We start from the raw sequence: 23,418 nt of genomic DNA, 5'->3' as shown, positions 1-23,418 counted from the left end.
GACTAGGGCTGCATGCGGGCAATCAGCTCGTCGGCCTGGTCGCCCAACGCTTGCTCGCACATCGGATAGAGCATGTTTTCCTCTTTCATGTTGTGCTGCTGGACAAGCACGTTGAGCGTCTCGCCGCCATCCAGGTAACCATCCAGATCACCCCCGTCGAGCGCCTCGCTCATCTGGGCCAGCAGCGAACGCATCTGATCATGCTCCATTCGCATCACCGCGGTTGGTCCGTCCTCCATCCCGGTCATTTCCTCGAATGCCGGAAACAGGACCTCTTCCTCTGCGCTCATGTGACGTTCCAGTGCAGCGGCGAACGCGGCGTGCGCCTGGCGTGCCTGTTCAGCATCGCCCTGGCCGGCGGCCGACTCGGCACGGGCGTAATGGGCATCGCAGTCGCGATGGTCCCTGATCAGGGTGTCGGCAATCATGGCGTTCTCCGAATGGTGTTCATGGCTGATTCGCTGCAATCTCCTCGCGCACCAGGCGCGCGAGATACCGGCAGTAGCGGTCAAGGTAGTTCATTCCCTGATGCGATCCCGACAACCACGGATTCATCAGGGTATGGCGCAGCAAGAATACGCTGTCGGCCTGCTCGCCGCTGTCGTCGGGATTCTGGACGAAGGTGGCCGGATCGAGGTCGAGCTCGCCGATTAGGCGATCGGACGCTTCCTGGCTCAGATCGCTCAAGTGCACCAGCGTGCGCGAACCGAAAAATTCCCGCGCGTGCATGTCCACGCGTTCGGCCACGCTGAGTCGATCGTAAAGGCGCCGGCCGAAACGATTCATCCGCCCGACGCTGTGATTCCCGTCCGGATTGATCGCCAGACAGACCAGGTTCGTATCCGGCTCGAACGGCATGATGACCCGGGCAATACCGGACAGTTCGCTGCGCAGATCGTCGATATGATCAAAAAAGTACTCGCTGTGGCGCACCGTCTCGGCGCACAGTCGGCCGAAATGCTGGTGGTCGAGCGGGAGCACGCGATGGGTGACCCAGACGCCGGCGGCGACGGCTCCGGGCTTGGAGCCTTCCAGGATGTACTGACCAAGATTGCGAAACCGGTCACGGTAGTTGACCCAGGCGCCGTCCTCGTCGGGCTCGAACACATAGGCCGCGCGCTGGCTGATGAAGTCGGTCATGGCGCGATTGCGCGCCACGTAGGCACCGCATCCAAACGGCACATAACCGAGTTTGTGCGGATCGACCGTGATTGAATCGGTGTGGCGCAGTGCTGCGAAGGAGCGATAGACCGGCTCGGACGGAAAATACCGGAAATCGCGGCGCAGGCGGGCATGGTCAACGAGAGAACCGTCACGGTCGCGAAAAATGCTGGCCAGATAACCACCCCAGGCCGCGTCGACGTGGATGGCGAACTCGAGTCCGCGCTTGCGCCAGCGCTGGCGCAGCGAGACGATCCGGTCAATCGGGTCGATCGAACCGTACTCGGTCGAGCCGAGCACGCCGACCACCGCCAAAACCGGCTTGTTCTGCGCAGCGGCACGGCCGAGCTGGTCGTCGAGCGACCGCGCGCTCATGCGCATGCGTTCATTGACCTCGACCGGCACCAGCTGGGCGCTGCCCAGGCCCAGCAATTTGAGCGCCTTTTCCCAGGAGTAGTGCGCAGTCACCGGCACCATCACGCACGGCGTCGGAAAGTCCGGATGGGCGGCATGAAAACCGGCCATGCCCAGGGTTTCGACGCGGGCCGCTTCGATAGCGGCAGCCAGCTGCCGCGCCTCGGACCGCTCGAGCCGGCTGCGAATCACGCCCTGGAGCTCACGCCGCAACTCGATGATGCGATCGATCGGCAGGCCGAACAAGGCCTGGTCGTCACTGTCGCTCAGCCGCCCGCCCAGGGCGGCCAGCTCACCGGCATCGAAACCGGCATCGGCCAGGGCACGGCGCGCGGCCAGTGGCCAGTAACGGACCGCGCGGAAATACCACAAGCCCTCGTCGTTGGCCAGGGTCCCGCCAGAGGTAATGTGCCCCCAGGCACACGGGCGCACCCGCTCGTCAACGTTGAACCCGAACATGGTGGCAAGCTGGCGACCGACTTCCAGTTCAAGCGTCAGCGTGACCGGCGCCGCTTCCTCGGTGACGTGATTGGGGTTGTAGAGGGTCGTGACCAGCTGCCCGATCAGTCCCGGAAGCAGGAGATCGGAGGTCATGTGGCCGATATAGCGGGGGTTGAAAAACGGCGCCGAGTTCTTGAGCCGAGCCGTCAACCCGTGAAGTTCGTATTTCATGCGCGAAACAAACTGCCGATAGTCATCGGAATGCCGGTCCATTTCGCTAATCAGCGGCGGATCTTCCGGATGAACATTGCGGCGCCAGTAGACATGGTCGCGCAGGAACTCCACCAGTATCTGCTCGAACAGCCGGTCATTCTCGGCGTAGGTGCCGAGAAACAGCGGACTGAGCCAGGTCAGCATCTGTTGATCGAGTTCAGGCTTCACGAGCGGGACCGTTTATTGATTCTGATCAACTTGCACTTCCCATAGACCGTTTCTAATGACAGGATACCCGTCTTACGGGTTGTCCCATTGTAAAACATGCATGGCGGATACCATGAAAGCAAACGGCCAACCGACGCTGGACGATCTGCAGCAGTTTCCGATTCTCGCCAGTCTGGGTCAGGCACAGGCTGAGCGCGTGATTTCGCGCGCACGCCTTATCAGCGTCAAGCGCGGTGATCACCTGTTTCACCAGGGCGACCCGGCGCGCCGCATCTGGCTGTGCCGAACGGGTCAGCTCAAGCTGTTTCGCCTGGCCAACACCGGTCAGGAGAAGATCATTGCCATCGTCCAACCGGGCCGAAGCTTCGCCGAGGCGACGTTGTTCATGCCGAAACGGGTCTACCCGGTCCACTGTGCCGCACTCAAGCCCAGCGAACTGATCGGTTTCGACGCCGATGACCTCGTCGAGATGCTGCGCAACGATATCGATGCCTGCTTCAAACTGATGGGCACACTCAGTCGTCGCGTCCACGAAAAGGTCAACCAGATCGAGTCACTGGCGCTGCAAAACGCGCATCTTCGGGTCGCGCACTACCTGCTCGACGAATTCCGCCGTCAGGAGGGCGACCGTGAGTTTCGCCTCCAGGCCAGCAAAAAGCATATCGCCGGCCTGTTGGCGATCCAGCCGGAAACGCTGTCGCGCAGCCTGGCCATTCTGCAGCGGGACGGCGTGCTCGAGATGGACGCGCGCCGCATTACCATCGTGGCGCCCGACCGGCTCGAGCGAATCGCCCGCGGCGCCGACGGGCCCAGACACTAAAGCAGGGCCGGATCCGGCCCCCGGCTCGCGCGGTAGTGGGCAGCCAGCGCAGCGGCCAGCACGACCACGGCGCCACCCTGGTGCAGAGTACCCAGCGCAACCGGCACATAAAGCATCAGCGTGGCGATGCCCAGCACAACTTGGGCGAAACCGGCGGCCAGCAGCAGGTGAAACACGCGGCGCTGGCCCGCTGCGGCTTGATGCCCGACAATAGCCCGATACCAGGCCAGCGCGATGACGGCCAGAGTGGACAGGCCCAGTAACCGGTGGAGAAACTGGACCGTTGCCGGGTTCTCGAACAGATTGCGCCACAGCGGTTCAAGCCCGAGAATGCCCTCAGGGATCCAGCGTCCGGCCATCAGCGGAAAATCGTTGTAGATATGTCCGGCCCGCAGACCGGCCACGAACGCGCCAACAAACACCGTCAGGGCAACCAGAATCAAGACCGTCCGCGTCCAGAGCCGCAGCGGCGGGCGACGACGCGCCGGCTCGGCCGGCCACAGCAACCCCAGCGCCAGCCGGAACATGATCGCGAAGATGATCAGCGCCAGACTCAGGTGCGCCGCGAGCCGGTAAGGGCTGACGCGCGGAATGTCGACCAGACCACTCTGGACCATGTACCAGCCCATCCAGCCCTGCAGCGCGCCCAAACCCAGCAGGCCGAGCAACGGCCACCGGAGCCGGCGCGAAATCCAGCCGCGCCACCAGAACCAGGCCAGCGGAACAGCGAACACCAGGCCAAGTGAGCGCGCCAGCAGGCGGTGGCCGAACTCGAACCAGTAGATCACCTTGAACTCGTCGAGCGACATGCCCCGATTGACTTTCTGATACTCCGGGCTCTGTCGATAGGCGTTGAATTCCCGCATCCATGTCTCTTCGCTGGTTGGCGGAATCACGCCGGTGACCGGCTGCCACTCGACCATCGACAACCCGGACCCCGTCAGGCGCGTCGCACCGCCCAGCATCACCAGGACAAACAGCACCAGACAGCACACCATCAGCCACTGGCCCATTCGGCGCTGGTGGTGACGCTCAATGCGGTTCATGGCTCGTCTCCCTGCGCGGGCAGGTGCCGGCGCACCAGCCGAACCGGCTTGGGCTCGCGCTTGAGGTCGGCCCGGTCGAGGCCGTGGCGCGCGCTGACCGCCCAGGCGCTTTGCGGATAAAGCCGGAAGGTCTCGATGGTCCAGTACTCATCGACAACCAGCTGCGGAAAGAACGCCGGGTCGATGACCTGCCCGGTCTGGCGCAGCGACAAATCACCGAGCGTCAGGAGCTCGGCGCGCGTGGGCACACGCCAGTCGCGATACCCGCACAGGCCGGCCGCGTTGACGGCCGCAGCCAGGCCTTCAGTATCGCAGCGGGCCACGCTGCAGTCACCGCCGTCGGGCAGCCCCGGATCGCTCATGTGCAGCTGCTCGTCGCTGCTGTGCCAGGTGAAGGTGTGCGCCGGATGGTGAAGCGCGGAGTCGTGCCGCTTGACTTCCCACATCAGGCCGGTGCGCTGGTCGAACACGCAGTGATGGCGCTGCATGTCGACCAGGGCCGGCGTGCCGTCAGCGTCGATCTTGACCCATTGCGCAGAGACGGGCGCTGGATCGGCGGCCGGCCGGCAGGCACCGAGCACAGCGACCAGCATCGCCATTCCCAGCCACGCGAAAGCGGACGGGCATTTAATCATCTTTTCAAATCCCTTGTTGACAGCAGACAATCCTGCAGGCAGCGCCAGCACAAGCCCGGCGGTTCGCGCGGCACAGGGCGACCGACGCGCCGGGATTATCGCCTAGTCTGCCCGCGGTCTTTCGCCGGCAAGATGACTCAGGTCAAACAGCCGTTGTGCCGCGACCGGGATCAATCTTGATTCGCATCAATGCCGCCGCTGCGACCCGATGATAGATTCTCGCGACGGCTACATGCGACCCTAAACATGCATGTAATGTACATGTTAATTCCGTTGCCCGGGAGAGCAGACCATGAATGAAACGCATCATAACGAGTCCGGAGACGAATCCGGTGAAGACCGGCAGGAACGCCTGCCGACCATGCAGCGGATTCTGGACAACCCGTTTCTGCTGCTGTTTCTGGGAGTCACGATTCCGACCGTGACCTACATTATCTGGGGCGTGATGAACATCGTCACCGTGCCCATCGGCAACTGACTCGAGTATCAGGGAGAGCCTATCAATGAGTGCCATTCAACCGCCGGCACAACGAGTATGGTGGAAGCAACCGGTCGATCGGGTCGAGATCGTCTGGATCGCCATTGCGCTCGTCTGGTGCCTGATCATGTTCTTTTTCATGCCTTACTGGCACGTCTACGGCGAGCAGAACTACTCTGGTGAAGCCTACCGGGTCAATCCGCAGGACTACGTCGCCAAGGTCAACGAGTTCGTCGAGGCGCACACCGTTCGCCACGAGACCGACCGCCAAATTCCGGTCGTGCGACCGCCGGCCGGTGGGGATGTCTACCTGCTCGCCCGACTGTGGGAGTGGTATCCGATCCTGGAGCTGCAGAAAGGCGAGACCTATCGCTTTCACGTTTCCTCGGCCGACTGGCAGCACGGTCTGTCGATTCAGCCGATCAACATCAATTTCCAGGTTCTGCCCGGCTACGACATGGTGCTCAACATCACGCCCACCGAGGCCGGCGAGTATGCGGTCGTGTGCAACGAGTACTGCGGGATCATGCACCACACAATGCTGAGTCGCATCTACGTCGTCGACAACTGATCAACCGAGGGAACCCATCATGAAACCACAATTCCGCACCTGCCCCGAGACCGGGCTCGTGTTTCACCGGCCGGCCGAGAACCTGATCAAGGCCAATGCCGTTGCGGCGGTGATCTTTCTCGCCGTCGGCGGTCTGCTCGGTCTGCTGGTCGCGCTGACCCGCTGGCCGGCCGTGCAGATTCTCAACGCCCAGGACTTCTACACCGTTCTGACCGGCCACGGCGTCGTCATGCTGCTGGTCTGGATCCTGTATTTCGAGATCGCGCTGCTGTATTTCTGTTCGGCGGTGCTGTTGCGAAGCCGGATCGCCACGCCAAGGCTCGGCTGGGTCGCCTTCGGCCTGATGCTCGTCGGTGCCGCGATCACTTCCTGGGCCATCATCGCGGGATCGTCGAGCGTGATGATGACCTCGTATGTGCCGATGCCGGCCGATCCGAAGTTCTACTTCGGCCTGATCCTGTTTGCCGTCGGCGCCCTGATCGGGGTGTTCATCTTCTTTGGCACACTGGCCATCGCGCGCGACGAAAAGACCTATGAAGGGTCGGTGCCGCTGGTCACTTTCGGTGCACTGACCGCCGCCATCCTGGCGGTATTCACCATCGCCTGCGGCGCCATCATCCTGATCCCGACCTGGCTGTGGTCGATCGGCTACATCTCCGAGATCGATCCGCTGATGTACCGCCTGGTCTGGTGGGGCCTGGGCCATACCTCGCAGCAGATCAACGTAGCCGCCCACGTGTCGATCTGGTACGCCATCGCCGCCATTGTCTTTGGTGCCAAACCGCTGTCGGAAAAGGTCAGCCGCGGCGCGTTCTTCCTTTACATCCTGTTCATCTCGGTGGCCTCGGCCCACCACCTGCTGGGTGACCCCGGCCTGAGCACCGAGTGGAAGATCTTCAACACCAGCTACGTGATGTACCTGGCGGTGCTGGCCAGCCTCGTCCACGGCCTGACCGTGCCCGGCTCGATCGAGGTCGCCCAGCGCGAGAAGGGACACAACAAGGGCCTGTTCGAGTGGCTCAGGAAGGCGCCCTGGGGCAATCCGGTCTTTTCGGGCATGTTCCTGTCGCTGGTGGGCTTCGGCTTTATCGGTGGCATCTCGGGGGTGGTCATGGGCAGTGAGCAGGTCAACTTTCTGATTCACAACACCATCTACGTGCCCGGCCATTTCCATGCCACCGTCGTGCTCGGCACCACCCTGGCCTTTATGGCAATGACCTTGTGGCTGGTGCCCGTGCTGTTCCGCCGCAAGACCTTCATGCCCGGTCTGGCCAAGTGGGTGCCGTGGCTGTTCGGTATCGGCACCGGTCTGCAGACCCTGTTCATGATGGGCGCCGGCACCCTCGGGGTATCGCGCCGCCACTGGGACATGGCCTTCACCGGCTCGGCCTTCGAGTGGGCCTACCCGGGCATGGCTCATACCCTGATGGCACTCAACGGGGTCAGCGCCATCATCGCCGTGCTCGGCGGCATGTGCTTTGTCGTGGTGGTTGTCGGCACGATCCTGTTCGGCCAGCGGACCAATCCGGCCGAATACAGCGAGACGCGCCCTGCCGTGCTGCGCGGTCCGTCCGAGTCGCTGGTCGGGCATGGCCAGATCGGCTTCAAGGGCTTCCCGGCCCCAGGTACGTTCGTCCTGGCGATGTTCCTGCTGCTGATCTTCGTCGTCTACTTCTTCGTCAACTACGGCTACCTCGCTTCGGTCTGGAGATTCAGCTAGACCATGTCCGTGTCCCGGCAACAAGCAGCCCAGGGGCAGGTGCTGCCGGCGCTCGCGCCGGCAGCCTCGCAGCGCCGCACGAACCTGCTCGCGGTGTGCGCCACCCTGTTCAAGGTGCGGATTGGCGTGGCGATCATGCTTTCGGCGCTCGGCGGTGCGGTTCTGGCCGCTGAGGCCTGGCCGGCCCCGCTTGATTCGCTGCTGCTGGCCCTGGCCGTGCTGATCGCGGCATCCGGGGCCGGTGCCTTCAATCACTACTGGGACCGCGATATCGATGCCGTCATGGGCCGCACCCGGCAGCGTCCGTTCGTCAACGGCACGCTTCAGGCGCGGCCGGCCTGGGCACTGCTGTTTCTGTCCATGATCGCAGCGGGCTCGCTCCTGGCGGGCTTTTGCTTCGGATTCGCCAGCGGCCTGCTGGTGGCCGCCGGCGCCCTGACCTACGCGCTGGTCTACACCATCTGGCTCAAGCGTCGAAGCGACTGGAATATCGTCATCGGCGGGGCCGCCGGCAGCTGGGCCGTACTGGCCGGCGCGGCAGCCTTCGGTGACGTGGGCAACCCGGCGGTGGTGCTTCTTGCCGTTGTCCTGTTTCTGTGGACGCCATCGCATTTCTGGTCGCTGGCCATCGCCATTGCTGACGACTACGCCCGCGCTGGCGTCCCGATGCTGCCGGTGACCCGGGGCGTGGCAACCGCGGTGCGCTGGAACCTGATCAACACAGGGGCACTGGTTGTCGCAACGCTGCTGCTGATCGCCTGCACCGGCTCGCCCATCGTCTGGCTCGCCGGCGGCGGTGGCGCCCTGTGGCTGGCCTGGACGACTCTCGCCATGGCACGCAATACCACGCGCGCGACGACCATGGCCGCGTTCAAGGCTTCACTCATTCAGCTCGGCCTGCTGCTGGCCGGGCTGTTTGCCATGCATGCGGTGCCCTAAGTGCCTCAGCCGGTTCGACGTTCCGGCGCTGCCTTGGCATCGGCGCTGTTGGTTATCGGCCTGTTCAATCCATCGGCCAGCGAAGCCGCGCCCGGCGACCGGGCGCTTGAAGTCAGCCAGAACGCGATCGGCAACCGCATCAGCGATCTCACCCTGATCGACACGACCGGCCGCAGGCACAGCCTGGCAGAGCTGCTCGAGCGCCCGCTGGGCATCAGCCTGATCTTTACCGCCTGCGCCCATTCCTGCAGCGTCACGACGCGCTATCTCGGCCAGGTTGTTCGCACCGCCCGCGATGCATTGGGAGAAGACAGTTTCACGATGCTGACGATCGGATTCGACTTTCCCGTCGACACGCCTGAAGCCATGGCCGAGTATGCCCGGCGACACGGCGTCAAGGACGACAACTGGCTGTTTGCCGTGGCCGACAAGCGCTCCGAACTCGACCGTTTGATCGAAGAGGTCGGTTTTGTCTACCAAACCAGTCCCCGCGGTTTTGATCACACCGTGCAGGTCAGCCTGATCGATCGAGACCGGTCGCTTTACCGCCAGGTCTACGGCGAAATCTTCGATGCACCGATGCTGGTCGAACCGCTCAAGGACCTGGTCTGGCGCCGCCCCGCGAGCGAGCGGTCGCTGCTGGCACAGATCGGCGACCGGATACGCCTGTTCTGTACCGTCTACGACGCCCGCGGCGATCGCTACTACTTCGACTATTCACTATTCATGGGGATTCTTGTCGGCGGCGTCTTTCTGCTGCTGATCGGAAGCTGGACCGTGCGTGAAGCGCTGCGGCGGCGGAGGTCGGCGTGAAGTCCGCTTCAGACCGGACCGGGCCGGCCGCGCCCGCGCGCCTGCTCGCGCGAATCGAGGCGCTGATCACGCGCGCCTTCGGCGCCGCCAACCCGTTTCACCATCTTGGGGCGTTGACCATCTACGCTTTCTACATTGCGCTGGTCACCGGCATCTACCTGTTCATTTTCTACCGCATCAACCTGGAGGGGGCCTGGGCATCGGTCCAGTCGATCACCCACGAACAGTGGTACATCGGCGGCATCATGCGCAGCCTGCACCGCTACAGCTCCGATGCGGCCATGCTGCTGATCGGTCTGCATCTGCTGCGCGAGCTGCTGCGCGTGCGCCTGACCGGACCACGATGGTTTTCCTGGGTCACCGGTATGCCGCTGATCTGGATTACCGTGGTCTTCGGCATCTCCGGCTACTGGATGGTGTGGGACGAGCTGGCGGCCTGGGTGGCGGTAGCCAGCGCCGAACTGCTCGACGTGCTGCCGATCTTCACCGATCCGATGAGCCGGAATTTCGTCAGCAACGAATCCGTCAGCGGGCGCCTCTTCACGCTCATCGGCTTCATTCATCTCGTGGGCCTGCCGGTCATCCTCGTGCTGGCCATCTGGTTTCATCTGCTGCGAATCCGTTATCCGCGGATCCACCCGCCGCGCCAGCTGATGTTCGGCTGCCTCGCGGCATTGCTGGTTCTGTCGGTGATCATGCCGGTCACCAGTCACCCGCCCGCCGACCTCGACATGATGCCGGGCTCAATGACGATCGACTGGTTCTACCTGCTGATCTTTCCGCTGCAGTCGGCCACCTCTCCAGGCACAGTCTGGGCCTTGTGTACCGGCGCGACCCTGCTGCTGGCTGCCCTGCCCTGGGTGCTGCCACGCAGGGCCCAGCCGATCGCCGAGGTCTACCTGCCCGACTGTACCGGCTGCGGCTTCTGCGCCGAGGACTGCCCTTACGGTGCCATCGACATGGTGCCGCGCACCGATGGACGCAACTTCGCGCTCGAAGCGCGTGTCAATCCTGCGCTATGCGTCTCCTGCGGTATCTGCACCGGATCGTGCCCCTCGTCCTCACCGTACCGCAAGCGTGACCCGCTGACGACCGGCATCGAAATGGAACACGTGCCTCTCGATGACTTTCGCAGGGCCATTGACCAGGCCAGCCAGGAAGGTCCCGCCGATGCCGTGCTGGTCATTGGCTGCGATCACGCCGTCGACGTCAGCCGGCTGCCCGGTCGCGCGCTGCATTCGCTCAGCCTGCCCTGCATCGGCATGGTGCCACCCGCCGGGATCGGCTATGCCATTCGCCAGGCGGGCTATCCCGGAGTGGTCATCACCGGCTGCGACAGCTGCGACTGCCACCACCGCCTCGGCGATCGCTGGATCCGGGCCCGCATAGAGCGTGAGCGACAACCGATGCTGCGTCGACGCGTGCCGCGCGAGCGCGTGCTGCTGACCGGTTACAAGGCGGGCCAACAGGTCCGGCTGCAGGCCGAAATCGATGCCTTTCGCCTGTCACTGGAAGGGGCCGAGCAGCTACAGGGAACCTCACAGCGCCGGAGAGAGGCCTCATGAAGCCATTGGCGCTGATTGGTCAGATCATGACATGGGCAGCGATTGCCGCGCTCATTGGCCTGCTCGGTCAGGGATTGGCCTACAGCCCCTACGATGCCAGTCAGGCGCTGATCAAGTTCAGCCTCGCCCACCTGTCAGAGCGCCTGGTGCCCTGCCGTCAGCTCAGCGAAGCCGAGCGCGCCGAGCTGCCGCCTACCCGTCGGGTCAGCGAGGTGTGCGAGCGCGGCCGCGCGGCAACGGTCGTCGAGCTGCGGCTCAATGACGAAATCGTCCTTGATCGCATTATTGAGCCGGCCGGGCTAAGCGGCGACGGCCGATCTTATCTGTTCGAGCGCTTTCCCGTGCCGGCCGGACGTTACCTACTCGAGCTGAAGCTGCGCGACACGCCGCGAGAGTCCGGATTCGATCTAGAGCACCGCGTGCAGCTGGAGCTGAATGCGGGTCAGGCGGCGCTGATCGAGGTCGGCGACGATGGCGTGTCAGTCGATGCCCGCAGCGTTTCAGGAGAATCATCATGACGCAATCACCGTGGTCACTCACCGTACCGGCCGACTTCCGCCGCTCACTGGCGCGCGCCTGGCTGCTGATGGCGGTTCTGGCCCTGCTGCTGTCTGGCGTGTTCGTTCTGCTTATCCTGGCCTCCCGAACGCCGGGCGTGAGCCAGCTGTTCCCGCTGGAGAATTTCTTCCACCTGGCCATCGTGGTGCACGTCGACTTCTCGGTGCTGGTGTGGTTTGCCGCGTTCAGCGCCGTGCTCTGGACGCTGACCAGCCGCCCGGTCGGCGCCGTGACCGGCTGGGCGGGGCTGGCGATTGTGGCGGTTGGGGTGCTCCTGCTATCGCTGTCACCGTTTCGGCCCGGACAGGCCATCATGAGTAACTACGTGCCGGTTCTCGACAATCGGCTGTTTATGTGGGGATTGACCATCTTCGCTTTCGGCACGCTCATCAGCGCGCTGCGCTCGATGCTCTACCCCCTGCCCGGTAGCGCCCGCCCGCCCGAGACCGGCGTCCTGCGTTTCGGTGTCCACACCGGCGTGATTGCGCTGGTGCTCGCCGCAGGCATGGTCCTCTGGTCACTGCTGACCCTGCCGGCCTGGGCCGAGGGTGTGCAGTACTACGAAGTCCTGTTCTGGGGCGGCGGACACGTCCTGCAGTTTGCCTGGGTTCAGTTCATGCTGGTTGCCTGGCTTTGGCTGGCAGGAGCCGCGCGCCTGCGTGTTCCGCTCAGTCCGCGCCTGGCCATGGTATTGCTGCTGGCCGGCGTCGCGCCGGCATTCCTGGCCGTTTGGGGCTATCTGTATTACGACGTCGGCAGCCCGGGTCATCGCCAGTTTTTCATCTGGCTGATGGCCGCGGCCGGGGGGCTGGCCGCCGGACCACTGGGACTGGCGCTGATTATCGGCTGGCGGCACAGCCCGGCGAGCGGTGACACCGCCACGCGTGGCCTGCGCGCCGCGTTGCTGTTCTCGATCGGCCTGTTCGGCCTGGGCGGCATGCTGGGCTTCATGATCGAGGAGTCCAACACCATGATCCCGGCGCACTACCACGGCTGCATCGTCGCCATCACCCTGGCGTTCATGGCGCTGGCTCTGCACTGGCTGCCGCAGTTCGGATTTGCCCCTGCACGCAAGCGTCTGGTGCTGGCGCTGCCGTGGGTCTACGGCAGCGGTCAAATCCTGCATATCGTGGGACTGGCCTTCTCCGGCGGCCACGGCGTTCAGCGCAAGACCGCCGGCGCGGCGCAGGGTCTTGAGGGACTGGCGCAAATCGGCGGCATGGTCGTCATGGGTATCGGCGGCCTGATTGCGATCACCGGCGGGGTCCTGTTTCTCGTTGCCTTCTTGCAGTCACTGCTGACCCGCCCGCGGTCCCCGGCTGCCGTGCTGCACAAGGAATCCGGGCATGTATGAGGTGCTGCTGTTCGGGCTGCTGATCGTCGTGGCCTACGCGATTGCCCATCATGCCGTCATGGCGATCGAACGGCAGCACAGCGAGCCGCTTGGTGCCTGGCGTATGCTAATCTTTTTTATCGTTTTCCTGGTGTTGCTGCTGACTGCACAATGGCTGATGTCGGCGCTGTTCAGTGGCGGGGCAACCGCTCATGATTGATCAAATCGGACTGTTCTTGCGCTGTGCGGCGATGCTTGAGGCCGATGCGGCCACCGGCTACGATCGCCTGGCCGAACAAATGCGCGAGGCCGGCAATCCGGAGGTGGCCGAGCTGTTCACCCGGTTCGGCGAATTCTCCCGCCTGCATCTGGCCGAGGTGCACAAGATCCAGCAGCGCGAGCTGGGCCAGGTATTCGACGAGACAGTCGATGACCTGACCTGGCCGGAGGAACACAGCCCGGAAAACCCGCTGGCACACGCCAGGCTGGACGGTATCACGCCGCGCGGCGCCATTGAGACCGCGCTGGAAACGGAACGCCGCGCCTGTGATTTCTATTCGGCGGTCGCCGGCCAGACCCGATCCGAACACGTACAGGAACTGGCCCAGGAGTTCGCGGAGGAGGAAGGCGAACACGTCGAGCATCTCCAGCGCTGGCTGCGGAAGCTGGACAAATCCGAATAAGTGTATAATCGAGTCATCTTTAGCGGCGGGCCATTCAGGCACAGTTCATGGCGTCCGGCCGGCGCACCGCTACGATAGAGCAACCTCACTTCCAGGAGCAAAAAGGAGAGTCAAGATGCGAGTTTTCATGATCGCTGTTGTTATAAGCGCCGGCAACCTGCTGGCCGGCTCGGCACTGGCCGCGGATGCCGCTGCCGGCGAGGCCAAGTTCAAGCAGCTCTGCGCCACCTGCCATGGCCCGACCGGCCAGGGTGATGGTCCGGCATCTGCCGCCCTCAACCCCTCGCCACGCGACATGAGCGATGCCGAATGGCAGGCCTCGGTGGACGATGAGCATCTCAAGACGGTGATCACCCAGGGCGGAGCCGCAGTCGGCCTGGCACCGACCATGACCGCGTTCGGCCACGCGCTCAAGGGTGACGACCTCGACAACGTCATTGCCTACATCCGCAGCCTCGACGACTGACCGCGATGAATCTCCGGCGCGCGCTGCTGGCCACCGCGCTGATCATGGTCATGGCGGCCAGCCTGACCGGCGGGATGCTGATCGGCCGCGACTTGCCGCACGACGCCACCGGCTGGGGCCAGGCCCCGGCCGAGGTTCGGGCAGTGATGTGGCCGGAACCGCGGGCGCTGGCCAAGGTCGTGCTGACCACCCAGCACGGCGAACGCTTTACCAATGACGATCTGCGGGGGCACTGGAGCCTGGTGTTTTTCGGTTACATGAGCTGCCCGGACGTCTGTCCGACCAGCCTGCAGGCCATGCGCGAAATGCGCAAGCTGCTCGACACGCAAGACGCCTTGCACAATGTACAGACCGTTTTCGTGACGGTCGACCCGCAGCACGACCGACCCGACGAGATGGCCGACTATCTGGCCTGGTACGATCCGGCGCTGATTGGCCTGCACGGCACCGAGGACGAGATTGCGCGACTGGCCGACTCGCTGGCGGTCAAATACCTCGAATTCAATGACGAAACCGGTTATCGGAGCATCGATCACACCGCCTCACTGATGGTCATCGCACCGGACGGTCGCATGGTCGGGGCACTGCCGCCACCGCTGGAACCACAGCGCATGACCGAGCAGTTTCTGCGTCTGGTGGAGTATCTGGGGCATGGCTGACATCATGTTACGACCAGACCTGTCCCGTCCGCTTGACCTGGTGGCCCGATGGATGCCACCGCCGCGCCTGGTCGCTCTGCCGGTCCGCTGCTGTCCGCAGCCTTTGCAGCGTCAGTTGCTCGAGCAGCTGCTCAATCACCTGCTCGGCGACATGGTCGCCGGGGGCGATTTCGCCTACCTGTCGGGACACCGGCTGGCCATCGAGGTCAGCGACATGGACTTGCGCTGGGTCATCACCAGCGCCGGGCACCGCCTGGAAACCGTTGGCGAAGACGAGCCGGCCGACAGCACCATTCGCGGCCGGGCCGTCGAGTTCATTCTGCTCGCCTCACGTCTTGAAGATCCCGACACACTGTTCTTCCAGCGCCGCCTGGAGGTCATCGGCAACACCACCATCGGGCTCACCACCCGCAACCTGCTCGACCGCCTGCCGCTCGACGAACTGCCGCTGGCCCTGCGCATCGTCCTCAACCGCGCCGGGCGCTTTGCCCGCCGCATCCGGGCACAGAAGGAACTGACAGTCACCCCCGGGCTTCCGCAGGCCCGGGAGTAGGCGCCATTCCCTGTCCAACGACCAGTCGCCCGGCACGGTAGTCTGCAATCGCCTGTTCGACTTCCGCTCGCGTGTTCATCACGAACGGTCCGTACTGCGCCACCGGCTCACCGATCGGCCGGCCCGCGATCAGCAGCAGACCGGCACCCGCTGGGCCGGCGTTGATCCGCAGGATCCCGCCCGGACCAAGAACCGCCGCCGCGCGCCGAACCAGCGGCCGTTGACCGATGGCGGCCTCGCCATCGTAGAGGTAGACAAAGGCGTTGCAGCGCTCACTGACGGGGAGTTCGACGTCGCCAGAGGCTTCGATCCGGACGTCGAGGTACATCGGATCGGTTGAGCGCCTGCCGTCGGGATTGATCGGCCCGGCGATCGCTCGCCCGTCCACGTTCAGGCAGCCGGCAATCAGCCGGATGCGGGCAGCGCTCAGAACCAGCTCGGGGATATCGTCGGACGGGATATCCCGATAGTCGGGCGGCTTCCTCTTTTCGGCCGCCGGCAGGTTGATCCACAGCTGAAAGCCCCGCATACGACCTTTGGCCTGCTGCGGCATCTCGGAATGGATCACCCCGCTTCCGGCGGTCATCCACTGCACGCCACCGGGGCCGATAATGCCGGTATTGCCAAGATGGTCCTGGTGGCGCATATGCCCGTCGAGCATGTAGGTCACCGTCTCGAAACCGCGATGCGGATGCGGCGGAAATCCGGCGATGTAGTCCTCGGGATTGTCCGAGTAGAACTCGTCGAGCATCAGGAACGGATCCACTCGCGCCCAGTCGCGGGCGTGCTGGCCCAGGCTGCGGCGCAGCTTGACGCCGGCCCCGTCGGTGGCCGGCAGGGATTCGATGATGCGTTCGACAGCGCGCGTGCTGTTCATGGGCTTGCTCCCTGAAGGCTGCCTCAGGCAGCCAGCCGTTCGATGGATTCGGCGGCCCGGGTTCGGGCGCGTTCGGCCTGCTCGTCGCCCAGGGCCAGCCCCTCGGCGTAGGTGAAATGCACGTCCCGGATGCCGAGCATGCCGAAGAACTGCCGGATCAGCGGCGTCTGCGTATCCATCCCGGTGCCGGCATACTGGCCACCGCGTGAAGCGAAAACGTACAGCGGCTTGTTGCCGACCAGACCTTCCGGTCCGCGTTCGGTATAGCGGAAAGTCACCCCGGCGCGCGCCACATGGTCCATCCAGGCCTTGAAGGTCGACGGTACGGTGAAGTTGTACATCGGCAGGCCCAGGGCGATTTCGTCGGCTGCCTGCAGTTCGGCCACCAGGGTATCGGAGATCGCTGCGGCCGCATGCTGCGCCGGTGAGCGCTCAGCCGCTTCGCGGCCGAAGCCTGCAAATGCATCAGCCGTCAGATGGGGGACCGGGTCGAGTGCGAGGTCGCGGCACAGCACGCGACCGTTCGGATGCCGGGTTCGCCAGCGCGCAGCAAAGGCGTCGACGAGCTGGCTGGACTGGCCCTCGCGGTTGAACAGGCTGGACTTGATGACGAGCAGGGTTTTCATTCGTTTGCCTCCTGGTGTCTGGGTGTCTGGGTTCCGAATGACTATATGTTTGATCAATTCGGATAAAAAGCGCATTATTTGGCAATATTCATTCGATTTAATCGAATATGGAGCATTCAAGAGTCTCGCTGGAGCAGTGGCGTGCGCTGGTCGCCGTGGTGGAGGCCGGCAGCTACGCGGCCGCAGCCGCAGCGGTGCACAAGTCGCAGTCGACGCTCAACCACGCGGTCGGCCGCATCGAGGCGCTGCTGGACGTGGAGCTGTTCGAGCGCCGGGGCCGGAAGGCCGTGGTCACCGATGTCGGCCGCACGCTCTATCGCCGCGCCCGCGCGCTGCTAGAGGAGTCTGGCCAGCTCGAGCGCCTGGCAACTCGCCTGGCGGCCGGAGAGGAAGCCGAGCTGCGCCTGGCCGCCGAGATCATCTTCCCGACCTGGCTGCTGCTCGAATGCCTGGATCGATTGTCCCTTGACTATCCCGATATGCGGGTGCAGCTGCACGAGTCGGTTCTGGGCGGGACCACCGAACTGCTCACCCGGGGCGCCGTGGACCTGGCCATCGCGTCGTCGATCCCTCCCGGCTTCGTCGGTGATCCGCTCATGCGCGTGCGGTTTATCGCCGCAGCCGCGCCTGATCACCCCTTGCACCGACTCGGCCGGGCGCTGACCCGGCAGGACCTGAGACCCTATCGACACCTGGTCGTGCGCGACAGCGGCAGTCAGCCGGCCTCGAGCGCGGCCTGGCGCGTGAGCGAGCGGCGCTGGACAGTCAGCAGCAAGGCCACATCCATTCGCGCAGCCTGTATGGGCCTGGGTTTTGCCTGGTATGCCGAGGACACGATTCGGCGGGAAATCGAGCGTGGCCAGCTCCAGCCCCTGCCGCTTGAGCGCGGACGGGTGCGCTGGGCCACGCTGTACCTGGTCCTGGCGGACGCCGAAGCCACCGGCCCCGCTGCCCGGCGACTGGCGGCATTGCTTCAGCGCACCGCCTCCGGCAATGTAAACTGATCACCCCGCATTCTCGCCAGAACCGGACGTTACACAAGGAGTCGTCATGGCAAAAACCAAGTCGAGCATGATGCCGCTGGGCACGATCGCGCCTGATTTCGAGCTGCCGGAGCCCGCCACCGGAAAAACCGTGGCGCTGGACGAGACGGCCGGTCGAACGGGCACGCTGGTCATGTTTATCTGTAACCACTGCCCGTTCGTCAGACACGTGCTCGATGAGCTGGTACGGCTTGGCGCTGACTACGCCGACCGCGGCATCGGTAGCGTGGCCATCAGCAGCAATGACGTCACCGGTTATCCTCAGGATCGCCCGGAGCGCATGGCCGAGCTGGCCCGCAGCAAGGCTTTTCCATTCCCCTATCTGCATGACGCTGGCCAGGATGTCGCACGCGCCTACGGCGCCACCTGCACACCGGATTTCTTCCTGTTCGACGGTCAGCGGCAGCTGGTCTATCGTGGCCAGCTCGATGACTCGCGGCCCGGCAACGGTATTCCGGTCACCGGCGGCGACATCCGTGCCGCACTTGACGCCCTGATCAAGGGCCAGCCGGTGCCGCAGGAGCAAAAACCGTCAATCGGCTGCAACATCAAGTGGCGGGAATGAGCCGTAAACCGAACCTCGCCCATGCTCCCCGTCGACACCGTTCTCCCGGAGCTGCTCGACGCTCTGGCGGACCGCACCACGGTCCTGCTGCAGGCGCCGACCGGCAGCGGCAAGACCACCCGGGTGCCAATCGCGTTGCTTGCTGCGCCATGGCGGCAGGAGCGTCGCATTCTGATGCTCGAGCCGCGCAGGCTGGCGGCACGCTCGGCGGCGCGATTCATGGCTGCCCGGCTCGGCGAACGCACCGGCCAGACGATCGGCTATCGAACCCGGCTGGATTCCCGGATCTCGAAGACCACGCAGGTCGAAGTGGTGACCGAAGGCATTCTGACCCGCCTGATCCAGTCCGACCCCGAACTGCCGAACTATGCCGCCGTGATCTTCGACGAATTCCACGAACGCTCCCTGCAGGCCGATCTGGGCCTGGCGCTGGTGCGCGAGACCCAGCAGGCGCTGCGTGAGAATCTGCGCCTTGTCGTGATGTCGGCCACGCTGGATACGGCAGCGCTGGCGACCGTGCTGGGACCCTGTCCGGTTGTCCATGCCGAGGGCCGCAGCCATCCGGTCGCCGTGCACTACCGCCCGGCAAGTCCGCGCCAGCGCGACCGCCCGGAGACGCACATGGCCGCGTGCCTGCTTGAGGCGCTGGACCGGGAGACCGGTTCGGCCCTGGTCTTCCTGCCCGGGATGAGGGAAATGCGCCGCCTCGCCGCACGACTTAACGGGCGCCTGCCGGACAGCGTCAGGCTGTGCCTGCTGCACGGCCAGATCGATGCCGCCGAGCAGGATGCGGCCATCCAGCCACCACCACCAGGGCAACGCAAGGTCGTTCTCGCCAGCGCGATTGCCGAATCCAGCCTGACCATCGAAGGCATTCGCATCGTCATCGACGCCGGCCTGCAGCGCCGGGCCCGGTTCGACCCCAACAGCGGCATGGCCCGCCTGGTCACCGAGCGGGTTTCGAAAGCCTCGGCCGAGCAGCGCCGTGGCCGCGCCGGTCGGCTGGAGGCGGGCGTGTGCTACCGACTCTGGAGCGAGGCCGAACAGACCAGACTGCAGGCACACACACCACCGGAAATCCTATCGGCCGACCTTGCCCCGGTCGTCCTCGAGCTGGCGCAGTGGGGCGTGAGCGACCCCGCCAGGATGACCTGGCTGGATCCGCCACCCCGGGCGCCGTGGCAGCAGGCCGCCGAACTGCTGCGGCAGCTCGGCGCGCTGGATGCGCACCGACGCATCACGCCACACGGTCGAGCCATGCTCTCGCTGGGCCTGCATCCGCGCCTGGCGCATATGGTTCTGGTCGGTCGCGAGATCGGCCTGGCAAGGACCGCGGCCGAGCTGGCCGGCTTGCTGCAGGAGCGCGGCGGGCTGCACGACAGCGCCGACATCCAGCTCAGGCTGTCGCGGATGCGCCAGGCCAAGCGTCCCACCGGTGCCCTGCTGCGGGCCCGGAAAGCCGCCGACAAGCTGACCGGGCGCGAATCGGACACGGCGACGTGCCGGCAGGCTAGCGGGCGGTTGCTGGCGCATGCCTGGCCCGATCGCATCGCCCGTTCGCGCGGCAAGCGCGGGCGTTTTCTGCTGGCCAATGGCCGCGGCGCCTTGCTCGACGAGGCCGACCCGCTGGCCGGCGAGGAGTGGCTGGTTGCCTGCGAGCTGGACGGCCGTGCCCGCGAGGCGCGCATCTTCCTGGCCGCCGCTGTCGACCGGACCGACCTGGAGAATGATTTCGCCGAGCGCATCGAGACTCTCGAATCGGCCGACTGGGACGAACGGCGCGGCACGGTCGTCGCCCGCCGGCAACGCCGGCTCGGAGCGCTGGTGTTCGAACAGACCGAGCTGCAGCAGCCCGACCCGGAAATCCTGCAGGCCGGCCTGCTGGCCGCCGTCCGGCGCAAGGGCCTCGACACCCTGCCGTGGACCGAGGCGGCCCGGCAATGGCAGGCCCGCGCACAATTGCTGCACCGCCTCGAACCCCGGCACTGGCCGGCTTTCGACGGTGCCAGCCTGGCCGAGAGCCTGGACGACTGGCTGCTGCCCTGGCTGGCCGGCACGAGCCGCTGGAGCGATTTGCAGTCCCTGGATCTGGTCGCGATGCTGCAGTCCCGGCTCGGGCACCGGCACCTGCCGGAATTCGACCGGCTGGTACCGGCCACCCTGGCCCTGCCCACCGGCCGCGCGGCGCGCCTGGACTACCGCGCTGACGGCGGCCCGGTGCTGGCCGTCAAGCTGCAGGCGATGTTCGGCTGTGCCGACACACCCAAAGTCGCCGGCGGCCGGGTTCCGGTTACCCTGCACCTGCTCTCCCCGGCGGGCCGGCCGCTGGCCGTCACCGCCGACCTGGCCAGCTTCTGGCAGAACGCCTACGGGCAGGTCCGCAAGGACATGCGCGGCCGCTACCCCAAGCATCCCTGGCCGGAGGATCCGTTGGCAGCAGACGCCACCGAGCGCGCGCGGCCGACCAGGCGCGGCATTGACAGCGACGAGTCGACGCGCTAGATTCGATGATCAAGTACGATCGATTTCGTCGCCGCCCGCCCGGCGCATACTGACGGAGCCCGTCATGACCCAGACACTCACACCGACACCCTCGGAACTGAAGATTCTGCAGTTCTTGTGGCATCACGGCCCGGCGACCGTGCGCACCGTCCATGAACATGTCGCCGAGCAGGCCGGTCACAGCTACACGACCACCCTCAAGCAGATGCAGATCATGCACGCCAAGGGCCTGGTCGCACGCGATGATTCCCAGCGTGCGCACGTATTCCAGGCTGCAGTCGAGGAGGAGCGCACGCAGCGCGCCATGCTCGATGACTTCATGGATCGCGTCTACGAAGGTTCGGCCTCGCAGCTGGTCTTGCAGGCCCTGGGCATATCGCGACCGGCCAGTGCCGAGGAGCTGACCCAGATCGAGGCGCTGATCGAGCGCCTGCGGAATGAATCAAGCGGAGGGGCGGCGGCATGAACGGCTTGAATCAGGCACTGGTCGAAGCGCTTGGACTGGCGCTGCTGCACTTCCTGTGGCAGGGGGCGCTGATCGGTCTGGCCTTCGCCGCCATCTCGCGACTGGCCTGCACGGCCAGCGCCCGCACCCGCTACGCGACGGCCGTGCTCGCCCTTGCCGCGCTTGCGGTCGCGCCGGCACTGACCCTCGGCGTACTGCTGATGCAGCCTTCCGTGCCGGTGGCCGAACCGGGGGCAGCGCAAGATCTTGCACCGTCGCTGCTGGTTCTGACAGCGAGCGCCGAGGCCGGCTCGAGCGGCCACGCCTTGTTGCGCTGGATCGTGCTGGGCTGGCTGGCCGGCGTCATCATCATGAGCCTGCGCCTGCTGTTCGGCTGGCAATACCTGCAGCGGCTGCGGCGCAGCGCGGATTTCGCGGCCGTCCGGCCACTCGCACCCGCTCTGGATGCGCTGCTTGCCCGTCTGAACATTCGTCGACCGGTCAAACTGGCGGTCTCGCGCGGGATCGGGTCGCCGGTGGTCATCGGCTGGCTCAAGCCGCTGGTGCTGCTGCCGCCGGCCGTTGTCGCCGGATTGCCGATAAGACAGATCGAAATGGTCCTGGCCCACGAGCTGGCGCATATCCGGCGCTTCGATCATATCGTCAACCTGTTCCAGACGATCATCGAGACCGTGCTGTTCTATCACCCGGTCGTGCGCTGGATTTCGCGCCGCATTCGTATCGAGCGGGAAAACGCCTGCGACGATCTTGCCGTGGCCGTGACCGAGGACCGCTTGTCCTACGTGGAGATGCTGGCGGCCCTGGAACGGATGCGCTACCGCGGTACGCGTCTCGCCCTGGCCGTGCATGACGGTCAGGTTCTCGGCCGTATCCGGCGCCTGGTTGAACGCAGCGGAAGTGATCGTCAGCTTGGACTGACGGTGCCGGTCGCCCTGCTCGGTCTGATCGCGCTGCTGGCGACCGGGGTTGGCCTGCTTTCGCCGCCACCGCAGCAGCAGGCGACCAGCCTGCGCCCGGACGATCGCGCAGCGGTCGTGCCGACTGCAACCGAACGGCCCGCGCCACCTTCAACGGTCGTGCCTGAACCGCACGAGCGGCGGCAAACCGAGGCTCGATCAGAGACAGCGGCGACCGAGGCTCCGACGGGTTCCGCGCCGGTCAGTCCGCGGCTCGACCCGCCGCCGCGCGAGCTGACGCCAGCAACGCCGCAGAATCATCCGCTGCCGGAGCCAGACCCGAGCCCGTCGGCGCCAAGCGAATCGGGCCCGGATGCGGACCTCGGGCGGTCTGCGTCTCCGGTCGACGCGGCCTCGTCACCGGTCGTCGACCCGGCCGCGGTTCCCAGCCGCGAGCCAGCCGCGAGCGCGAGCGACCAACCCGCACCGACGGTGCCGACCGAACCGGCCACGACCCAGGAGCCGGCCACCGCGGACAGCGCGGCCATGGCGTGGTCTGCGTCCGAGCCGCCGGCAACCGTCATGGAACCGGCCGAAGCGCTGGCCATGGTCAGCCTGCCAACGCTTCCGTCTGCCGCGAGCGCAGCCGCCCCGTCTCAGTCACACCCGCCACTGACCGGTGGTGAGGTCATTGAGCGAATCGAGCCGGACTACCCCGCGCGCGCCCGGCGCCGCAGCACCAACGGAACCGCCGAAGTGATGTTCAGCGTCACCCCGCAGGGGCGGGTCGAGGCGATCGAGCTGATCCGTGAACAGCCGCGGGGATTCGACTTTGGCCAGGCGGCCATCGAGGCCATCGGGCAGTGGCAGTTCGAACCGTTTCGCCGGGGCAGCGAACCGGTCAGCCACCGCGTCCGCCTGACCTTCGAATTCGAACTGGATGACGAGGCGGGCTGCATCGACCTGCTCGGATCACGCATCCCGCGCTGCTGAGCGGACAACAGGGGCGCGCCGGTTTCGCGCCCGCACGGAGTCCCTCGCCGCCTGCCTGCCTCAAAGCCGCGGTACAATGCCCGGCACATCGGGCGGCAGGGTTGCCACCGTAGATTGCACGGCCAGCGATTGCGCCGTCACCATTCACACCACA

The 23,418-nt window shown here is 65.4% G+C and carries 25 protein-coding genes; 19 read left to right on the top strand and 6 right to left on the bottom strand.

Going from position 1 to position 23,418, the window contains the following annotated elements; genetic code table 11:
* Positions 1–2 precede the first annotated feature (2 nt).
* Both HND55_01480 and HND55_01475 read right to left on the bottom strand, forming a co-directional pair.
* Positions 3–428 carry a hemerythrin domain-containing protein gene (locus tag HND55_01480; protein QKK01434.1) on the bottom strand — a complete coding sequence of 142 codons (426 nt, stop codon included), beginning with the start codon at positions 426–428 and terminating at the stop codon, positions 3–5.
* Positions 429–447: 19 nt separating this feature from the next.
* Complete coding sequence (locus tag HND55_01475) at positions 448–2,433, bottom strand: pyridoxal-dependent decarboxylase (protein QKK03943.1); 1,986 nt, start codon at positions 2,431–2,433, stop codon at positions 448–450.
* A 136-nt stretch (positions 2,434–2,569) separates the two neighbouring features.
* On the opposite strand from HND55_01475, the gene HND55_01470 reads away from it, so the two are divergent.
* Positions 2,570–3,277: a Crp/Fnr family transcriptional regulator gene (locus HND55_01470; protein ID QKK01433.1), complete on the top strand. Its 708-nt coding sequence runs from the start codon at positions 2,570–2,572 to the stop codon at positions 3,275–3,277.
* On the opposite strand, the gene HND55_01465 is transcribed toward HND55_01470, so the two are convergent.
* Positions 3,274–4,323, bottom strand: coding sequence for a heme A synthase (locus HND55_01465; GenBank protein QKK01432.1), 1,050 nt, complete (start codon positions 4,321–4,323; stop codon positions 3,274–3,276). The two genes, HND55_01470 and HND55_01465, sit on opposite strands and share 4 nt — an antisense overlap.
* A complete protein-coding gene (locus HND55_01460; GenBank protein ID QKK01431.1) occupies positions 4,320–4,958 on the bottom strand; it encodes a DUF1566 domain-containing protein in 639 nt (212 codons plus the stop codon). The genes HND55_01465 and HND55_01460 overlap by 4 nt, the downstream gene beginning before the upstream one ends.
* 292 nt (positions 4,959–5,250) lie before the next feature.
* On the opposite strand from HND55_01460, the gene HND55_01455 reads away from it, so the two are divergent.
* The 13 genes from HND55_01455 (at position 5,251) to HND55_01395 (ending at position 15,296) form a co-directional block, all read left to right on the top strand.
* Positions 5,251–5,436: a hypothetical protein gene (locus HND55_01455; GenBank protein ID QKK01430.1), complete on the top strand. Its 186-nt coding sequence runs from the start codon at positions 5,251–5,253 to the stop codon at positions 5,434–5,436.
* 25 nt (positions 5,437–5,461) lie between these two features.
* A complete protein-coding gene (locus HND55_01450) occupies positions 5,462–6,007 on the top strand; it encodes a cytochrome C oxidase subunit II (protein ID QKK01429.1) in 546 nt (181 codons plus the stop codon).
* Between the two features lie 19 nt (positions 6,008–6,026).
* Positions 6,027–7,727 carry a cytochrome C oxidase subunit I gene (locus HND55_01445; GenBank protein QKK01428.1) on the top strand — a complete coding sequence of 567 codons (1,701 nt, stop codon included), beginning with the start codon at positions 6,027–6,029 and terminating at the stop codon, positions 7,725–7,727.
* Positions 7,728–7,730: 3 nt separating this feature from the next.
* The gene (cyoE, locus tag HND55_01440; protein ID QKK01427.1) at positions 7,731–8,666 is read left to right on the top strand and encodes a protoheme IX farnesyltransferase; all 936 of its coding nucleotides are present in this window, start codon (positions 7,731–7,733) and stop codon (positions 8,664–8,666) included.
* 33 nt (positions 8,667–8,699) lie between these two features.
* A complete protein-coding gene (locus HND55_01435) occupies positions 8,700–9,479 on the top strand; it encodes an SCO family protein (GenBank protein QKK01426.1) in 780 nt (259 codons plus the stop codon).
* Positions 9,476–11,044 carry a hydrogenase iron-sulfur subunit gene (locus tag HND55_01430; protein QKK01425.1) on the top strand — a complete coding sequence of 523 codons (1,569 nt, stop codon included), beginning with the start codon at positions 9,476–9,478 and terminating at the stop codon, positions 11,042–11,044. Before HND55_01435 ends, HND55_01430 begins: the two co-directional genes overlap by 4 nt.
* Entirely contained in the window at positions 11,041–11,562 is a 522-nt protein-coding gene (locus tag HND55_01425; protein ID QKK01424.1) for a hypothetical protein, read from the top strand. The genes HND55_01430 and HND55_01425 overlap by 4 nt, the downstream gene beginning before the upstream one ends.
* Positions 11,559–12,956, top strand: coding sequence for a cytochrome C oxidase subunit I (locus tag HND55_01420; protein QKK01423.1), 1,398 nt, complete (start codon positions 11,559–11,561; stop codon positions 12,954–12,956). The genes HND55_01425 and HND55_01420 overlap by 4 nt, the downstream gene beginning before the upstream one ends.
* Positions 12,949–13,155, top strand: a complete 207-nt coding sequence (locus HND55_01415; GenBank protein QKK01422.1) for a hypothetical protein — start codon at positions 12,949–12,951, stop codon at positions 13,153–13,155. The genes HND55_01420 and HND55_01415 overlap by 8 nt, the downstream gene beginning before the upstream one ends.
* The gene (locus HND55_01410; GenBank protein QKK01421.1) at positions 13,148–13,618 is read left to right on the top strand and encodes a ferritin family protein; all 471 of its coding nucleotides are present in this window, start codon (positions 13,148–13,150) and stop codon (positions 13,616–13,618) included. Before HND55_01415 ends, HND55_01410 begins: the two co-directional genes overlap by 8 nt.
* 115 nt (positions 13,619–13,733) lie before the next feature.
* On the top strand, positions 13,734–14,084 hold the full coding sequence (locus HND55_01405) for a cytochrome c (GenBank protein ID QKK01420.1): 351 nt from the start codon (positions 13,734–13,736) through the stop codon (positions 14,082–14,084).
* A gap of 5 nt (positions 14,085–14,089) precedes the next feature.
* Complete coding sequence (locus tag HND55_01400) at positions 14,090–14,743, top strand: SCO family protein (GenBank protein QKK01419.1); 654 nt, start codon at positions 14,090–14,092, stop codon at positions 14,741–14,743.
* Entirely contained in the window at positions 14,736–15,296 is a 561-nt protein-coding gene (locus HND55_01395) for an SCP2 domain-containing protein (GenBank protein QKK01418.1), read from the top strand. The genes HND55_01400 and HND55_01395 overlap by 8 nt, the downstream gene beginning before the upstream one ends.
* Here HND55_01395 and HND55_01390 read toward each other — a convergent pair.
* The gene (locus HND55_01390) at positions 15,265–16,173 is read right to left on the bottom strand and encodes a pirin family protein (GenBank protein ID QKK01417.1); all 909 of its coding nucleotides are present in this window, start codon (positions 16,171–16,173) and stop codon (positions 15,265–15,267) included. The genes HND55_01395 and HND55_01390 overlap by 32 nt on opposite strands.
* A gap of 23 nt (positions 16,174–16,196) precedes the next feature.
* Positions 16,197–16,799: an FMN-dependent NADH-azoreductase gene (locus tag HND55_01385; GenBank protein QKK01416.1), complete on the bottom strand. Its 603-nt coding sequence runs from the start codon at positions 16,797–16,799 to the stop codon at positions 16,197–16,199.
* 107 nt (positions 16,800–16,906) lie between these two features.
* On the opposite strand from HND55_01385, the gene HND55_01380 reads away from it, so the two are divergent.
* From HND55_01380 to HND55_01360, 5 genes are all read left to right on the top strand, one after another.
* Complete coding sequence (locus tag HND55_01380; protein ID QKK01415.1) at positions 16,907–17,803, top strand: LysR family transcriptional regulator; 897 nt, start codon at positions 16,907–16,909, stop codon at positions 17,801–17,803.
* Positions 17,804–17,849: 46 nt separating this feature from the next.
* Positions 17,850–18,407, top strand: a complete 558-nt coding sequence (locus HND55_01375) for a thioredoxin family protein (protein QKK01414.1) — start codon at positions 17,850–17,852, stop codon at positions 18,405–18,407.
* 21 nt (positions 18,408–18,428) lie between these two features.
* The gene (gene hrpB, locus HND55_01370) at positions 18,429–20,909 is read left to right on the top strand and encodes an ATP-dependent helicase HrpB (protein ID QKK01413.1); all 2,481 of its coding nucleotides are present in this window, start codon (positions 18,429–18,431) and stop codon (positions 20,907–20,909) included.
* Positions 20,910–20,973: 64 nt separating this feature from the next.
* On the top strand, positions 20,974–21,375 hold the full coding sequence (locus HND55_01365; protein ID QKK01412.1) for a BlaI/MecI/CopY family transcriptional regulator: 402 nt from the start codon (positions 20,974–20,976) through the stop codon (positions 21,373–21,375).
* Positions 21,372–23,264: a TonB family protein gene (locus HND55_01360; protein ID QKK01411.1), complete on the top strand. Its 1,893-nt coding sequence runs from the start codon at positions 21,372–21,374 to the stop codon at positions 23,262–23,264. The genes HND55_01365 and HND55_01360 overlap by 4 nt, the downstream gene beginning before the upstream one ends.
* Positions 23,265–23,418 lie beyond the last annotated feature (154 nt).

The sequence above is a fragment of the Pseudomonadota bacterium genome (assembly GCA_013285445.1).
Taxonomy (GTDB): domain Bacteria; phylum Pseudomonadota; class Gammaproteobacteria; order Xanthomonadales; family Wenzhouxiangellaceae; genus Wenzhouxiangella.
This window is presented reverse-complemented; position numbering and strand designations above follow the sequence as displayed.

What these genes read in the sequence shown, in the direction of transcription:
- HND55_01480 (QKK01434.1), bottom strand. Translation starts at nt 428, where the DNA reads ATGATTGCCGACACCCTGATCAGGGACCATCGCGACTGCGATGCCCAT.
- HND55_01475 (QKK03943.1), bottom strand. Translation starts at nt 2,433, where the DNA reads ATGCTGACCTGGCTCAGTCCGCTGTTTCTCGGCACCTACGCCGAGAAT.
- HND55_01470 (QKK01433.1), top strand. Translation starts at nt 2,570, where the DNA reads ATGAAAGCAAACGGCCAACCGACGCTGGACGATCTGCAGCAGTTTCCG.
- HND55_01465 (QKK01432.1), bottom strand. Translation starts at nt 4,323, where the DNA reads ATGAACCGCATTGAGCGTCACCACCAGCGCCGAATGGGCCAGTGGCTG.
- HND55_01460 (QKK01431.1), bottom strand. Translation starts at nt 4,958, where the DNA reads ATGATTAAATGCCCGTCCGCTTTCGCGTGGCTGGGAATGGCGATGCTG.
- HND55_01455 (QKK01430.1), top strand. Translation starts at nt 5,251, where the DNA reads ATGAATGAAACGCATCATAACGAGTCCGGAGACGAATCCGGTGAAGAC.
- HND55_01450 (QKK01429.1), top strand. Translation starts at nt 5,462, where the DNA reads ATGAGTGCCATTCAACCGCCGGCACAACGAGTATGGTGGAAGCAACCG.
- HND55_01445 (QKK01428.1), top strand. Translation starts at nt 6,027, where the DNA reads ATGAAACCACAATTCCGCACCTGCCCCGAGACCGGGCTCGTGTTTCAC.
- cyoE (QKK01427.1), top strand. Translation starts at nt 7,731, where the DNA reads ATGTCCGTGTCCCGGCAACAAGCAGCCCAGGGGCAGGTGCTGCCGGCG.
- HND55_01425 (QKK01424.1), top strand. Translation starts at nt 11,041, where the DNA reads ATGAAGCCATTGGCGCTGATTGGTCAGATCATGACATGGGCAGCGATT.
- HND55_01420 (QKK01423.1), top strand. Translation starts at nt 11,559, where the DNA reads ATGACGCAATCACCGTGGTCACTCACCGTACCGGCCGACTTCCGCCGC.
- HND55_01415 (QKK01422.1), top strand. Translation starts at nt 12,949, where the DNA reads ATGTATGAGGTGCTGCTGTTCGGGCTGCTGATCGTCGTGGCCTACGCG.
- HND55_01410 (QKK01421.1), top strand. Translation starts at nt 13,148, where the DNA reads ATGATTGATCAAATCGGACTGTTCTTGCGCTGTGCGGCGATGCTTGAG.
- HND55_01405 (QKK01420.1), top strand. Translation starts at nt 13,734, where the DNA reads ATGCGAGTTTTCATGATCGCTGTTGTTATAAGCGCCGGCAACCTGCTG.
- HND55_01400 (QKK01419.1), top strand. Translation starts at nt 14,090, where the DNA reads ATGAATCTCCGGCGCGCGCTGCTGGCCACCGCGCTGATCATGGTCATG.
- HND55_01395 (QKK01418.1), top strand. Translation starts at nt 14,736, where the DNA reads ATGGCTGACATCATGTTACGACCAGACCTGTCCCGTCCGCTTGACCTG.
- HND55_01390 (QKK01417.1), bottom strand. Translation starts at nt 16,173, where the DNA reads ATGAACAGCACGCGCGCTGTCGAACGCATCATCGAATCCCTGCCGGCC.
- HND55_01385 (QKK01416.1), bottom strand. Translation starts at nt 16,799, where the DNA reads ATGAAAACCCTGCTCGTCATCAAGTCCAGCCTGTTCAACCGCGAGGGC.
- HND55_01380 (QKK01415.1), top strand. Translation starts at nt 16,907, where the DNA reads ATGGAGCATTCAAGAGTCTCGCTGGAGCAGTGGCGTGCGCTGGTCGCC.
- HND55_01375 (QKK01414.1), top strand. Translation starts at nt 17,850, where the DNA reads ATGGCAAAAACCAAGTCGAGCATGATGCCGCTGGGCACGATCGCGCCT.
- hrpB (QKK01413.1), top strand. Translation starts at nt 18,429, where the DNA reads ATGCTCCCCGTCGACACCGTTCTCCCGGAGCTGCTCGACGCTCTGGCG.
- HND55_01365 (QKK01412.1), top strand. Translation starts at nt 20,974, where the DNA reads ATGACCCAGACACTCACACCGACACCCTCGGAACTGAAGATTCTGCAG.
- HND55_01360 (QKK01411.1), top strand. Translation starts at nt 21,372, where the DNA reads ATGAACGGCTTGAATCAGGCACTGGTCGAAGCGCTTGGACTGGCGCTG.